Source organism: Lachnoclostridium sp. An14 (assembly GCF_002160755.1).
In the GTDB taxonomy this organism is placed as follows: Bacteria; Bacillota; Clostridia; order Lachnospirales; family Lachnospiraceae; genus Lachnoclostridium_A.
The window spans coordinates 58,858-73,034 of the sequence record NZ_NFLE01000020.1 but is presented as its reverse complement, the minus strand read 5'-3'; the positions used below and the strand labels follow the sequence as shown (position 1 = coordinate 73,034).

14 protein-coding genes are annotated in these 14,177 nt (G+C 56.5%); 13 read left to right on the top strand and 1 reads right to left on the bottom strand.

Annotated features, from left to right (window positions below):
* Together B5E84_RS20855 and B5E84_RS12280 are read left to right on the top strand one after the other, a co-directional pair.
* Positions 1-207: recombinase family protein (locus B5E84_RS20855; protein ID WP_204248583.1), on the top strand; the 207-nt coding region annotated here is incomplete at its 5' end.
* 25 nt (positions 208-232) lie between these two features.
* A complete protein-coding gene (locus tag B5E84_RS12280) occupies positions 233-460 on the top strand; it encodes a hypothetical protein (protein WP_087223153.1) in 228 nt (75 codons plus the stop codon).
* 380 nt (positions 461-840) lie between these two features.
* Here B5E84_RS12280 and B5E84_RS12275 read toward each other — a convergent pair whose 3' ends face one another.
* Positions 841-1,713, bottom strand: a complete 873-nt coding sequence (locus tag B5E84_RS12275; protein ID WP_087223151.1) for a nitroreductase family protein — start codon at positions 1,711-1,713, stop codon at positions 841-843.
* Positions 1,714-1,932: 219 nt separating this feature from the next.
* Between B5E84_RS12275 and B5E84_RS12270 the strand changes: the two genes are divergently transcribed.
* The 11 genes from B5E84_RS12270 to pap all read left to right on the top strand — a co-directional run bounded on the left by B5E84_RS12270 (position 1,933) and on the right by pap (position 14,138).
* Positions 1,933-2,613, top strand: coding sequence for a polysaccharide deacetylase family protein (locus B5E84_RS12270; RefSeq protein WP_087223149.1), 681 nt, complete (start codon positions 1,933-1,935; stop codon positions 2,611-2,613).
* A gap of 14 nt (positions 2,614-2,627) precedes the next feature.
* Positions 2,628-3,962: a replication-associated recombination protein A gene (locus B5E84_RS12265; RefSeq protein WP_087223147.1), complete on the top strand. Its 1,335-nt coding sequence runs from the start codon at positions 2,628-2,630 to the stop codon at positions 3,960-3,962.
* Complete coding sequence (locus B5E84_RS12260; protein WP_242963362.1) at positions 3,959-5,266, top strand: alkaline phosphatase family protein; 1,308 nt, start codon at positions 3,959-3,961, stop codon at positions 5,264-5,266. The genes B5E84_RS12265 and B5E84_RS12260 overlap by 4 nt, the downstream gene beginning before the upstream one ends.
* A 77-nt stretch (positions 5,267-5,343) precedes the next feature.
* Positions 5,344-7,008: a transcription termination factor Rho gene (gene rho / locus B5E84_RS12255; RefSeq protein ID WP_087223145.1), complete on the top strand. Its 1,665-nt coding sequence runs from the start codon at positions 5,344-5,346 to the stop codon at positions 7,006-7,008.
* A gap of 126 nt (positions 7,009-7,134) precedes the next feature.
* Positions 7,135-7,344: a 50S ribosomal protein L31 gene (rpmE, locus tag B5E84_RS12250; RefSeq protein WP_087223143.1), complete on the top strand. Its 210-nt coding sequence runs from the start codon at positions 7,135-7,137 to the stop codon at positions 7,342-7,344.
* Between the two features lie 546 nt (positions 7,345-7,890).
* Entirely contained in the window at positions 7,891-8,985 is a 1,095-nt protein-coding gene (locus B5E84_RS12245) for a DUF1385 domain-containing protein (RefSeq protein ID WP_087223141.1), read from the top strand.
* Positions 8,982-9,836 (top strand): peptide chain release factor N(5)-glutamine methyltransferase, encoded by an 855-nt coding sequence (prmC, locus tag B5E84_RS12240; RefSeq protein WP_087223139.1) that lies wholly within the window; start codon positions 8,982-8,984, stop codon positions 9,834-9,836. Before B5E84_RS12245 ends, prmC begins: the two co-directional genes overlap by 4 nt.
* A 19-nt stretch (positions 9,837-9,855) precedes the next feature.
* Positions 9,856-10,932 (top strand): peptide chain release factor 1, encoded by a 1,077-nt coding sequence (gene prfA, locus B5E84_RS12235; protein ID WP_087223137.1) that lies wholly within the window; start codon positions 9,856-9,858, stop codon positions 10,930-10,932.
* Positions 10,933-11,160: 228 nt separating this feature from the next.
* On the top strand, positions 11,161-11,520 hold the full coding sequence (locus B5E84_RS12230) for a DUF2200 domain-containing protein (protein WP_087223135.1): 360 nt from the start codon (positions 11,161-11,163) through the stop codon (positions 11,518-11,520).
* A gap of 324 nt (positions 11,521-11,844) precedes the next feature.
* Positions 11,845-12,294 carry an Hsp20/alpha crystallin family protein gene (locus B5E84_RS12225; RefSeq protein WP_087223133.1) on the top strand — a complete coding sequence of 150 codons (450 nt, stop codon included), beginning with the start codon at positions 11,845-11,847 and terminating at the stop codon, positions 12,292-12,294.
* A 374-nt stretch (positions 12,295-12,668) separates the two neighbouring features.
* Complete coding sequence (gene pap, locus B5E84_RS12220) at positions 12,669-14,138, top strand: polyphosphate:AMP phosphotransferase (protein ID WP_087223131.1); 1,470 nt, start codon at positions 12,669-12,671, stop codon at positions 14,136-14,138.
* Positions 14,139-14,177 lie beyond the last annotated feature (39 nt).

Sequence of the window (14,177 nt, the reverse complement as noted above, 5' to 3'; positions counted from 1 at the left end):
GTCCCGGAGGCCTATACTATATCTGTCATCCTTTCCCGGCCACAATATTGCGGGTATAACCCATACTGTGGACAGCTGTATAAGGGAAACTATGATCCCATCATCACGGTAGAAATGTATAACCGCGTACAAGCGATTTTGAAAAAACAGGGAAAAGTTTTGGGGAGAAAAAGGTATAAGCCCATTTTGAGAATCCCCGAAAAGTAGGAGAAGGTAGAAAGGAAGAATGGGTATGACAATAAAACAAAATATTAGAAGATACAAAATTATGGAAAAGCATATGGAACTTGTGAAAAAGGGCAATTACTTGGCGGCCAGAAATCTCCTTCGTCTTCTTCGGGATGGCCACGTGCGCCTGGGCCTTGGAGACGCAGACTTCGAATCGGAAGAATTCCTGGAAAGCATCGGTTGTCCGGTACATTATGGGAGAGGATTTTATGGCGCTACTTTCCACATATAGAAAGAATCAGAGCCACCTTTTAGGTGGCTCTGATTTTGTCATCTTAGTAGTACAATAGCGTGTTGTATATTCGTGTTGCATAGTTCTGGAATATAGCCTAATATAATAGGAAAAAATCCGTTCAAAAAGAAATTTACACCACCGAAAAACGCGATAAAATAAGGGATTTTGAGAAAAGCTAGGAAAATCAATAATTTGCTGAAAACCGTTTCAACCGGTTCGATTCCGGTCGCCGGCAGTAGAAAACAGGGTGTCGTGAAATGATCCACAGAGATGATTTCACGGCACCTTTTCGTATGGGATAAACACAGAAAAGACTCGGAGCTGCCGCTCCGGCAGATCCTCCATCTGCGTTTGCGGCAGCTCCGTTTCATCTGGGTCTAATCAATATCAATCACATAGTATCCCGCAATCCAGGCTCCCTCCGGGATTTCGTAGGAGCTTCCCTCCGGGGCTCCCATCACCCAGCCGGTGTCCGACGGATGGTGGTTTTCCATGGCACCGGCGAAGTGCAGCATGGCGATGCCCACATTCAGGCGGATGTCGTCGTCGGTGGTCATTTCATCCGGCAGGCAGACCATGAGGACGGTGTTTTTGTCCAGGATAAAGCGGTAGGGCTGCAGGTTTAAATAGGAGGGGGCGCAGCAGGCGGCGATGAAGGCCTGGTATACGCTGTTGTTTAAGGGCAGGGAGGAAATCTCCGCGCTCTCGCCCCAGTGTTTCGTGTAGACGGCGTGGTCCACGGCCAGTTTCGGCGCGATGAAACCGGTACGCTGTTTGATGAAAATGTTGGACACGCTCTTGATGTCCAGGCGGGAGGACGGCAGCATGACGGTGGCGTTGCCGAAGGCGATGAGGGCCATGGGACGGCGGTCGTCCGGCAGATGAAGGCGTCTTCCCATCTCCTCCGGATCCTGAATGGTGATCCAGCAGGATTCCAGCTCCAGCTCCGTCAGTTTCATCACCAGGTCCTCCCCCATGTAACCGGCGTTCTCCACGGCATGGTCATGGGGAGCGGAGGAGATCACCAGGTAATTCGGGGCCTCAATCATCAGCCCGTGGTAACCGGCGCAGCCCTTTAACTCGGCGGGGGCGTCCGCGCCTAAAATGGTGACGTCCGCGGCAAGCTCCGGAATCATCCGGCGGCAGCTGGGAATGTAATTTTGCAGCTCCGTCAGCTGGCGGCTGGAGATCGGCCGTTTTTTAAAGCTTCTGGTAGATTCCCGTTTGATCGCAAGATTGTAATAATCCATACATTACCCACCTTTCTTTCGGCAAATAACGGACAAAAAGTATTATAATTTAATTTTATCACCATAATATTTGGATTGTCAAATAATATAGCAAAAATGACGGAACATTTCATAACCGTTCACCGTCTCCGTGTTTTCCCGGCCTATTTCTTTGCCTTCCCACATATAATAATCATAGACCGATCAACCTACGGGGACAGCACCCGGAAAAGAGGCAGGATGAGAAAGACAGCCGTGCTTGCCGCTGCCGCGCTGGCGGCGGTGGGGTGGTTCAGCTATGAAATATGGAGGATGGAGGCGGCGACGGCGGGGAGCCCGGAGGTGGATCCGGCCCAGCCGGTTTCCAGGCGCTACATCGCCCTGACCTTTGACGACGGCCCCCATCCGGTGTACACGCCCATGCTGCTGGACGGCTTAAAGGAGCGGGGTGTAAAGGCCAGTTTCTTTCTGGTGGGGGACAACATTGACGGAAATGAGGAGATTGTAAGACGGATGGCGGAGGAAGGCCATCTGATCGGAAACCACACCTCCAGCCACGTGCAGATTTCCAAAATTCCCATGGAGGAGGCGGTGCGGGAGATCCAGGAGACCAATGAAAAGCTGGAAAGCCTGACGGGAAACGCCCCAGAATACGTGCGCCCGCCCTACGGGGAATGGAGCGATGAGCTGGGGGAACGGCTGCGGATGGAGCCGGTTTTCTGGAACGTGGATCCCCTGGACTGGAAGGTTCTGGACGCGGAAAAGGTGTACCGCCACATCGTAAAGCACGCGGAGGACGGCAGCGTGATCCTGCTCCACGACTCCTATGAAACCACGGTGCAGGCAGCGTTTAAGGCCATTGACACGCTGGAGAAGCAGGGATATACTTTTGTTACAGCAGATGAATTGTTGGTGGACTGAAAGCGAGGAAACAGATGAATTTGTTTGATTATATGAGGGAAAACACCATGGAAAAGGAGTCTCCGCTGGCGTCCCGGATGCGCCCGGAGACCCTGGATGAGGTGGTGGGACAGAAACACATCATCGGGCGGGACAAGCTGCTCTACCGCGCCATCAAGGCGGACAAGCTGGGCTCGGTGATCTTCTACGGCCCCCCGGGAACGGGGAAAACCACCCTGGCAAAGGTGATTGCCAACACCACCAGCGCCCAGTTCCGCCAGATCAACGCCACCGTGGCCGGAAAGAAGGACATGGAGGAAGTGGTAAACGAGGCGAAGGAAAACCTGGGGATGTACGGAAAAAAAACCATTCTGTTCGTGGATGAGATCCACCGGTTCAATAAGGGGCAGCAGGATTTCCTTCTGCCCTACGTGGAGGACGGCACCCTGATTCTGATAGGGGCCACCACGGAAAATCCCTATTTTGAAGTAAACGGGGCGCTGCTGTCCCGGTCGAAGATCTTTGAGCTGCGGCCTCTGGAAAAGGAGGCGGTAAAGGAGCTGATTCACAGGGCTGTCTACGATGAGGCGAAGGGAATGGGCGGCTATGGCGGGGAAATCACCGAGGAAGCCGCCGACTTTCTGGCAGACGCCGCTGGGGGGGACGCCAGGTCGGCCTTAAACGCCGTGGAACTGGGAATCCTGACCACGGACCGGAGCGAGGACGGAAAGATCTGGATCAATCTGGAGGTAGCCCAGGAGTGCATCCAGAAACGGGCCGTCCGCTACGACAAGGACGGGGACAGCCACTACGACACCATTTCCGCGTTTATCAAGAGTATGCGGGGCTCTGACCCAGACGCCGCGGTGTACTACCTGGCGCGGATGCTGTACGCGGGTGAGGACATCAAATTTATCGCCAGAAGGATCATCATCTGCGCGGCGGAGGATGTGGGCATGGCGGATCCCCAGGCCCTGGTGGTGGCGGTAAACGCGTCCCTGGCGGTGGAACGGGTGGGAATGCCGGAGGCCAGGATCATTCTGGCGGAGGCGGTGACTTACGTGGCCACGGCTCCCAAGAGCAACGCCTCCTATCTGGCGGTGGACGAGGCCATGGAGTATTTAAAAAATCACCGCGCCCTGCCGGTGCCGGCCCATTTGCAGGACAGGCATTACTCCGGCGCCGCCAAGCTGGGACGGGGGTTAGACTACCAGTACGCCCACAGCTATCCCCACCACTACGTAAAGCAGCAGTATCTGCCGGACGGCATGGAGGGGACGGTCTTTTACCGCCCCACGGACAACGGCTATGAGCGGCAGGTCACCCAGTGGATGGAGTTTTTGAAACGGGAAAGCGGGGAACAGGAATGAAATCTTCAGAAAGACAGAGAACTATCCAGAATCCCATGGTGGTGATCTCCCTGGACGCCGTGGGCACAAGGGATCTGCCCTTTTTAAAGAGCCTGCCGAATTTCGGGCGGTTCTGGGAGGAGGCGGCGGTGTGCGAGCGGGTCAAAACGGTGTACCCCAGCCTGACCTACCCGGCCCACACCTCCATTGTCACCGGGATGTACCCCGATGCCCACGGAATCGTGAACAATTTACAGATTCAGCCGGAGAGGGAAAAAACGGACTGGTTCTGGCAGAGGCGGTACGTGCAGGCGGAGACCCTTTACGACCAGGTGAGAAAGAAGGGCGGGACGGCAGCGTCCCTGCTCTGGCCGGTGACCGGCGGGGCGAAAATCCGTTTTAACCTGCCGGAAATCCTTCCCAACCGGCCGTGGCAGACCCAGACCATGGTTTCCTGCTTAAACGGCAGTCCTCTTTATGAGCTGGAATTACAGCGGCTGTTTGGCCACATCCGGAAAGGGGTGAGCCAGCCGGCCCTGGACGATTTTGTGCAGGCGTCCCTGCTCCACACCCTGGAGCGGTACCGCCCGGATCTGACTCTGGTCCATTTTACGGACGTGGACACCAACCGCCATCTTTACGGGGTAACCAGCCCCCAGGCAAAGGCGGCTTTAAAACGCCACGACCAGAGGATCGGGGAGGTGCTCGGCCTTTTGAGCCGGTCGGAATGGGGAAAACGGGCGAACGTGGTTCTGCTGGGGGATCATTACCAGCTGGACGTGGAAAGGGCGGTCTGCCCCAACTATTACTTCGCGAAACGGCGCTGGCTGACGGTGCGGGACGGGCGGATCGCGGACTGGCGCGTGCTGGCCCGGGAGTGCGACGGCTCCTGCTACATTTATATAAAGGAAAGAACGTTTACGGCCCAGGTTTACGGCCTTTTAGAGGAGCTGCGGGAAAAGGGCCTGGTAAAGGCCGTTTACACCGGAAAAGAGGCGGCCGCCATGGGGGCGGACCGGGAGTGCGCGTTTATGGTGGACGGAGGCGACGGCGTTTATTTTCTCAATGACTGGAAGGCTCCGGCGGTGCGGGAGGCCGTCTCCCGGGCCACCCACGGCTTTCACCCGGACCGGGACGGCTACACCACCATTTTCGGCGGGAGAGGCCCGGCGTTTGCCAGGGGAGGACGGCAGGAGGAAATGTGCCTGGTGGACGAAGGCCCCACGTTGGCGGCGGCCCTGGGCGTGAGTCTTGGAAGGACAGATGGTGAAATTAAGAAAAATTTGCTTTTCATTTCTTCTGACAGAGTATATAATAGGAAATGAGCTTATATGCACACTACCATCTTTTAAAACGTATCTGATAAAAATCCCCATGTGAAAAGTAAAAAAGGAGACTTGAAATGCGTGAGAAGTTAGAGACATTACCTTTAGCCACGCTGCGTGATATGGCGAAGGCGCAGGGGTTAAAGGGCGTAAGTGGTTTTAGAAAATCTGAATTGATAGATTTGCTCTGCCGGGAGGCGGAAAAGCTGGAACAGGAAAAGGCGGCCGTTTCCGAGGAACCGGCTGCGGCCGCGGCCCCGGAGGAAAGCGTTTCCCAGGACAAGCCGGCGGTTCAGGCCGAGCGGACGGAGCGGAGCGAAAACACGGGAAACCGGACAGTGGCATACGGGAGCCGCTACCGTGACGGCAGGCAGCAGGACCGTTTCAGAAACGACCGCCAGAGAGAGGATCGCTCCGGGGACGACCGGGTCAGAGAGGACCGTTCCAGGGATCAGGAGCGTACCAGGGACGACCGTACCAGAGATCAGGAGCACAGCCGTGAGGAGCGGGTTCGCGACGACCGCTACCGTGACAGCGACCGGGGCGACCGGAATGACCGCGGTGACCGGGGCGAGATGCCGGGGCTGAACCCGGATCTGCAGGAGCTGGACAGCGGAGAGGACGCTAAGGGCATTCTGGAAGTGATGTCCGACGGTTTCGGTTTTATCCGCTGTGAGAATTTCCTTCCCGGGGAGAATGACGTCTATGTGGCGCCGTCCCAGATCCGCCGGTTCAATATGAAGACGGGAGACATCGTCCAGGGCAGCAAGCGGGTCAAGAGCCCGGCGGAAAAGTTCGCGGCCCTCTTATACGTAAAGACCATCAATGGCTATCCGGCCAACGCGGCGGAGAGACGGCCGAATTTTGAGGATCTCACCCCCATTTTCCCCAACAAGCGGATCCATCTGGAGATGCCTGGAGGCCGCATGAGCACGGCGATGCGGGTGGTGGACCTTCTCTCCCCCATCGGAAAGGGGCAGAGAGGCATGATCGTTTCCCCGCCCAAGGCCGGTAAGACCACCCTGTTAAAGCAGGTGGCGAAAGCCGTTACCACCAACCATCCGGATATGCACCTGATCATCCTGCTCATCGACGAGCGCCCGGAGGAGGTGACGGACATCAAAGAGGCCATTGTGGGGCCCAATGTGGAAGTGATTTACTCTACCTTTGACGAGCTGCCGGACCGCCACAAGCGGGTTTCCGAGATGGTGATTGAGCGGGCGAAACGCCTGGTGGAGCACGGACGGGACGTGATTATCCTGCTGGACAGCATCACCAGGCTGGCGAGAGCCTACAATCTGGTGGTACCCCCCAGCGGCCGTACCCTTTCCGGCGGTCTCGACCCGGCGGCCCTGCATATGCCGAAGCGGTTCTTCGGAGCCGCGAGAAATATGCGGGAGGGCGGCAGCCTGACGATTCTGGCCACGGCCCTCATCGACACTGGCAGCCGTATGGACGACGTGATCTACGAGGAATTTAAGGGCACGGGCAACATGGAGCTGGTGCTCGACCGGAAACTGTCAGAGAAACGCATTTTCCCGGCTGTGGACATCTTAAAATCCGGAACCAGACGGGACGACCTCCTGCTCACCAGAGAGGAGATGGAGGCGGTGGACATCGTCCGCAAGGCGACCAACTCCATGAAGGCCGACGAGGCGGTGGAGAAGATCCTGGATCTGTTCGCCCGCACCAGGACCAACCGGGAATTCGTGGAAAACGCGAAGAAAATCCGTTTCTTCTAAGGAAAACTGCTTGCATATGGGCAGAATCTGTGATATACTTTGTAGGCTGTCTGTATCAGACATAGAGTGCGTGAAAACGGCACCTGCGGTTGGGAACCGCAAATATAAAATTGAGAGGTGAAAATCATGAAGGAAGGAATCCATCCGGCGTATTATCAGGCCAAGGTTGTGTGCAACTGCGGAAACGAGTTCGTAACTGGCTCCACGAAGAAGGACATTCACGTTGAGGTTTGCTCCAAATGTCATTCTTTCTACACTGGCCAGCAGAAGGCTGCTGCAGCCCGCGGACGTATTGATAAGTTCAATCGTAAGTACGGCGTTAATGTGGCTAAATAAGAAAAGAGCTTAAACAGAGGTTGGAGCATGGCGGAAACGCTGGGTTTCAACCTTGTTTTTTACTGTGAAAGCCCCGGATGGCGCCGGTATAGATGGGCGTGCTTGCACGCACAGATATACCGGCATCAGACGGGCAAGACGGTATGAGAAAGTAGGGCGGCAGCCCGGATTTCGAATACCGTCGGCGGATGGCGGGAGCGCCGTAGGCGCGGAGCCATCTGGCTTTCATGATTCGCGATGACCGCGTTAGCGGTCATGTCCGTTTACTGTGAAAGTCCCGGATGGCGGCGATATAGATGGGCGCGCGAGCGCGCACAGATATACCAGCATCAGACGGGCAAGACGGTATGAGAAAGTAGGGCGATAGCCCGGATTTCGAATACCGTCGGCAGATGGCTGGCCCAGTTCCGGGGCGGGCGTGACAATCGCATATACATTTTGTTTCACATAAATCAGACTGAGGGCTTTGCGTGCAAGGCCCGGCTGACCTCGCGGGACGGTTTCTAAGGAATTTGGAGGCGTTTCCGGGGTGACGGAGGTGAATGGATGAAATATTCAGGCATTGGCGGTCAGGCGGTCATCGAAGGGATCATGATGAAAAATAAGGATGACTACGCCACGGCGGTGAGACGGCCGGACGGGGGCATCGAGGTGATGAAGGACCGCTATGTCAGTATGACGGAAAAGGTGAAATTCTGCGCCCTGCCGTTTGTACGGGGGGTGTTCAGCTTTGTGGACTCTATGGTCCTGGGGATGAAAACCCTGACGTTTTCCGCCAGTTTTTTCGAGGACGATGAGGACGTGGCGGAGGAGCCGGGAAAATTCGAGGAGTTTCTGGACCAGATGTTCGGTGAGAAACTGGAAAAGGTGATCATGGGCGTGGTGATGGCCTTCTCTGTGGTGATGGCGGTGGTGATCTTTATGATCGTGCCCCTGCTGCTGGCAAATGTGCTGCGTCTCTATATCGGGTCGGAGAGCGTGATGGCTTTTCTGGAGGGACTGATCCGGATCGCCATTTTTATCGCATATATCAAGCTGGTGTCCCGGATGGAGGAGATTCGCCGGACCTTTATGTACCATGGCGCGGAGCACAAGTGCATCAACTGCATTGAGCACGGCATGGAGCTGACCGTGGAAAATGTGCGGAAAAGCTCCAAGCAGCACAAGCGCTGCGGCACCAGTTTCCTGATTTTTGTTATGCTGATCAGCATTCTGCTGTTTATGGTGATCCGGGTGGATACGCTGTGGCTGAGGATCTTAAGCCGCATTGTGCTGGTGCCGGTGATCGCGGGGATTTCCTATGAGCTCCTGCGCCTGGCGGGCCGGAGCGACAACGGGCTGATCAACCTGGTGAGCAAACCGGGGCTTTGGATGCAGAATATGACTACGAAGGAGCCGGACGACTCCATGATCGAGGTGGCCATCGCCGCAGTGGAGGCTGTGTTTGACTGGAGAGCCTATCTGGCGGAGAATTTTCCGGAGACGGCGGCAGGGGAAAAGAGCCTGCCGCAGGATGGGGCAGCAGCCGGGGAAATAGCTGGCGCCCGGCAGGAGGCGGAAGGTTTGTCTGCTGAAGGGCAGGATTTTCGGCAGATGGCCGGAGAAACCTCAGGGATTCCGGCGAGAGGAATGGAATCATGACGTTTTTAGAGCTTTGTAAATGGGGAGAAAAACGGCTGGCGGACGCCGGCGTGGCGGATGCCGGGCTGGATGCCAGGTATCTTCTCCAGGAGGCCTTTGAGCTGGATATGGCTCATTTCCTGCTAAAGCAGCAGGAACAGGTGCCCACGGTGGACGGCCGGACGAGAGAGTACAGCGAGGCCATCCAGGCCAGAGCCATGCGGGTGCCTCTCCAGTACCTGGTGGGAAGTCAGGAGTTTATGGGCCTGTCCTTCCAGGTGGACAGCCGGGTGCTGATACCCAGGCAGGACACGGAGACCCTGGTGGAGATGATTTTGAAGGAACATCCGGAGAAGGAGACGCGGATCCTGGATCTGTGTACCGGTTCCGGCTGCATTGCCATCAGCCTGGCGGCTTTGGGCGGATACGGTCAGGTGGACGGGGCGGATATTTCCGGGGACGCCCTGGAGGTGGCCAGGGAGAACGGCAGACGGCTGGCTCCCGCGGTGCGGTTTCTGGAGGGCGACCTTTTTGAGGCTTTGGACGAGGGGGCGGCCTACGATGTGATCGCCTCCAATCCGCCCTACATCGCCACGGAAGTGATCGAGGGGCTGGAGCCGGAGGTGCGGGATTACGAGCCCAGGCTGGCTTTGGACGGAGACAGGGACGGACTGGCGTTTTACCGCGGGATCGCGGCGGAGAGCCGGAAGTTTCTGGCGGACGGCGGATGGCTTTACCTGGAGATCGGATATGATCAGGGAGAGGCCCTGGAGGCCCTTTTGAGGGACAATGGATTTGTTGGCGTAAGAATTGTGAAGGATGCTGCCGGGAACCACAGGGTGGCCTGTGGCCAGTGGCCGGGAGCGGTTTGAAAAATGGCAGGAGGAAACCATGTTTGACAGATTGGATGACATATTGATTCACTATGAGGAGCTGATGCTGGAGCTCAACAATCCGTCGGTGGCGGAGGACCAGAACCGGTTCCGGAAACTGATGAAGGAGCAGGCGGATCTGGCTCCCATCGTGGAGGCCTACAAGGCCTACAAGCAGGCCAAGCAGGACGTGGAGGACAGCCTGGCGCTCCTGGACGAGGAATCTGACGAGGAGATGCGGGAGCTGGCCAAGGAGGAGCTGGCGGACGCCAGAAAGCGGATCGAGGAGCTGGAAAAGGAGTTAAAGATCCTTCTGCTTCCGAAGGACCCCAACGATGACAAGAACATTATCATGGAGATCCGCGCCGGAGCCGGCGGAGACGAGGCGGCCCTGTTCGCGTCGGAGCTGTACCGGATGTACGTAAACTACGCGGAGCACCAGCACTGGAAGGTGGAGATGATCAGCGTAAACGAGAACGGCATCGGCGGTTTCAAGGAGGTGGTCTGCATGATCACCGGAAAGGGAGCCTACTCCAAGCTGAAGTACGAGAGCGGCGTGCACCGGGTGCAGCGTGTGCCGGAGACGGAGTCCGGCGGCCGCATCCACACCTCCACGGCTACGGTGGCAGTGATGCCGGAGGCCGAGGAAGTGGACGTGCAGATCGACATGAACGACTGCCGTATCGACGTGATGCGAGCGTCCGGCAACGGCGGACAGTGTGTAAACACCACGGACTCAGCGGTGCGTTTGACTCACATTCCCACGGGAATCGTGATTTACAGCCAGACGGAGAAGTCCCAGCTCCAGAACAAGGAGAAGGCGTTTCGGCTGCTGCGCTCCAAGCTGTATGACATTGAGCTGGAGAAAAGGCAGAACGCGGAGGCGGAGGAGAGGCGCAGCCAGATCGGAACGGGAGACCGTTCGGAGAAGATCCGCACCTACAATTTCCCCCAGGGCCGCGTGACGGAGCACCGCATCAAGCTGACGCTCTACAAGATTGACTCCATTATGAACGGCGACATCCAGGAAATCATCGACAGCCTGATCGCCGCGGATCAGTCGGCAAAGCTGGCGAAAATGAACGAGGAAAGTTAAAACGGCAGAAACGGGCAGGCCCGTCACTTGAGGAGAGTGGCGGGCCTGAAGTGTTTTTGGCATTTTTGTGCGCAGGCCCAGGCGCGCAGACTGCGCGGAGGGAGATGACTGCCTGCGCGCGGCCGGGGCTGTTTTTGGCGGGGAAAGTCTGCCGTATTTCATTTATTTCTGTCTTCAAAAAATGTATAATAGGAGATACGAGAACGAAACGGAGAAGGAGCGGTCAAAATGAGCAATGAGAAGGTATATGGAATGCGGTTTGGAAAAATTTATCCGCTGCTGGTAAACAAGGCCCTGCGGAAAGGGCGGACGAAGGCGGAGGTGGACGAGGTGATCTGCTGGCTTACAGGCTATGAGCCGGAGGCGCTGGAGCGCCTGGCGGAAGGGGAAATCACCTATGCCGCGTTTTTTGAACAGGCCCCGCGGATGAATCCGGAACGGGAGAAGATCACGGGAAAGGTGTGCGGCGTGCAGGTGGAAACCGTTCCGGAGCCGCTGATGCGGGACATCCGCCGCCTGGACAAGCTGGTGGACGAGCTGGCGAAGGGCTGGACGCTGGAGAAGGTTTTGCGGAGAGAAAAAAGCTAGGCGCCAGGAGGGGCGGAGTGGAGGAGTTTATGGGGCGCTTGGATGAGCCGGGATACAAGCGCGGTGAAAGCCAGCGCTGTTGGCAGAGGCAGCGTATGGAAAGGAGCTGTCACATTTTCTCCTTCACACTTTTTTCACAAAAAAATTAGCACTCACCTCTTGACATTGCTAATAATGCGTGTTATATTACACATAGAACAAAAGAGAAGGGACGAGGAACCAGAGAATGAAGGCTCCGGTTCCAGTGACTTCCCCCTCCGGAGTTCTTTCACATAGAAAAAGATGGATACATACAAGGATGTCAATGGAATGGAGGAATGATTTATGTTGATGCCTAGTATTTTTGGAGAGAACTTATTTGATGATTGGATGGATTTCCCGTTTGAGAGAGAGTTTTTCGGAAGAAAGAATCCTCTGTACGGAAAGAATGGGAAGAACCTGATGAAAACCGACGTGAGAGAGTTGGATGACAGCTACGAGCTGGACATTGACCTGCCGGGCTTTAAGAAAGAGGAAGTGAGTGCGGAGCTGAAAAACGGCTACCTGGTGATTTCCGCGGCGAAAGGGCTGGATAAGGACGAGCAGGATAAAGAAGGCCGCCTGATCCGCCAGGAGCGGTACTCCGGCAGCTGCAGCAGAAGTTTCTACGTGGGCGACGGGGTGACCGAGGAGGACATTCACGGAAAGTTTGAAAACGGTATTCTGAGACTGACGGTTCCGAAAAAGGAGAACCAGAAGGTGGAGGAGAATAAACGAATCGCCATTGAAGGCTGACGATAAATTCCCTGTGGGGGCCGGGTATCCGGCCCCCATTTTACTGTGAAAGCCCCGGATGGCGCTCCCCGCGCGAAAACACAGCGGCTGAAGCAGCTATCCGCTGCCAGGCATCCTCCTTCGGCGCCTCCTTTTTTGTCCTGAGATATAAAGATTTCCGCAAAACAAAAAGCCGCCGTCCCCAGCAGGGCCCTCTTGTCTGGCCGGGCGGCCATATCCCGTAAATTTCCTGTGAAACTTCCGGCGCCTCCCCATTTCCATAGGGATTTTTTCCCCGAAATATGATACAATAAACCCAACAATTCCAACGACCCCACAGCAGACCAGCCGCCCGCCGTCTCGACCGGCGGAGCGCGCGGGAAAGGAGGAGGCATATGCTGAAAAAGTGGATTCCGGCGGAGAAACCGGAGAAGGAGGAGCTGAAGGAGCGGCTGAAAGAGGCGGAGCGGAAACTGGAGCAGTACCAGCTGCAGATGAAGGAGCGCAAGCTCCCGGTGCTGGTTCTGGTGGAAGGCTGGGGCTCAGCCGGAAAGGGCAGTATCATCGGAAAGGTGATCCGCAACATTGACCCCAGATTTTTCCGGGTGGCCACCATGGGAGAGCCTACGGCGGAGGAGAAACGCAGACCCTTCATGTACCGCTACGTGGCCCAGATTCCCCAGGAGGGAAAATTTGAATTCCTGGATTCCGGATGGATGGACGAGATTGTCCGGGAGCGCTTTACCGGCGAACTGGACGAGGAGGACTACGCCAAAAGGGTGGAGAGCGTCCGCCGTTTTGAGCGGCAGCTGGTGGACAACGGCTATCTGCTGGTGAAACTGTTCTTCCACATCACGGAAAAGGAGCAGCGGAAACGGATCCAGCACCTGCTGGAGGACCGGGACACGGAGTGGCGGGTCAACCCGTGGGACAGGCAGCAGAACGAGAATTACAAAAAATGCGAGGATTTGTTTGACCGCTACATGACGGACACCAGCTCCCCCAGCGCCCCCTGGTACATCGTGGACGCCAAAGACCGGAAATGGGCGGAGCTGCAGATGATGGAAACTCTCTGCGGCGGCCTGGAGGTGGCCTTCCAGAATTACCGGACGGCGGCCCCCATTCTCCAGAACGTGTTCCCCCTGGTGAAAATGCCTCAGCTCTCCGAGGTGGATCTGGACAAATCCATCTCTGAGGAGGATTATAAGAAGGAGCTGAAAGAGCTGCAGGACCGCCTGCGGGAGCTCCACAACCGCCTGTACCGGAAAAAAGTCCCGGTGATCATCGCCTACGAGGGCTGGGACGCCGCCGGAAAGGGAGGAAATATCAAGCGCATCACGGGAGCCCTGGATCCCAGAGGCTACGAGGTGCATCCCATCGCCAGCCCGGAGCCGAAGGAAAAGGCCAGGCACTACCTGTGGCGGTTCTGGACCAGACTGCCCAAGACGGGCCACATCGCCATTTTCGACCGCACCTGGTACGGCCGGGTGATGGTGGAGCGGCTGGAGGGCTTTTGTACGGAAAATGACTGGAAACGAGCCTACAACGAGATCAACGAATTCGAGAAGGAGCTGTCCGAGTGGGGCGCCGTCATCATAAAATTCTGGGTGCAGATCGACAAGGATACCCAGCTGGCCCGTTTCACCGAACGGCAGAACACCCCGGAGAAACAGTGGAAAATCACGGACGAGGATTGGCGGAACCGGGAAAAATGGGATCAGTACGAGGTGGCGGTAAACGAGATGCTGCAAAAGACCAGCACCACCTACGCCCCCTGGTATATCCTTCCGTCAGTGGACAAGAAATACGCCAGAATAGAGGCGCTGAAAATCGTGGTGCGGGAGCTGGAGAAGGCTCTGGATTGACGGAAATGGCCGCAGGTTCTTTTTTGAGCCCGCGGCCGA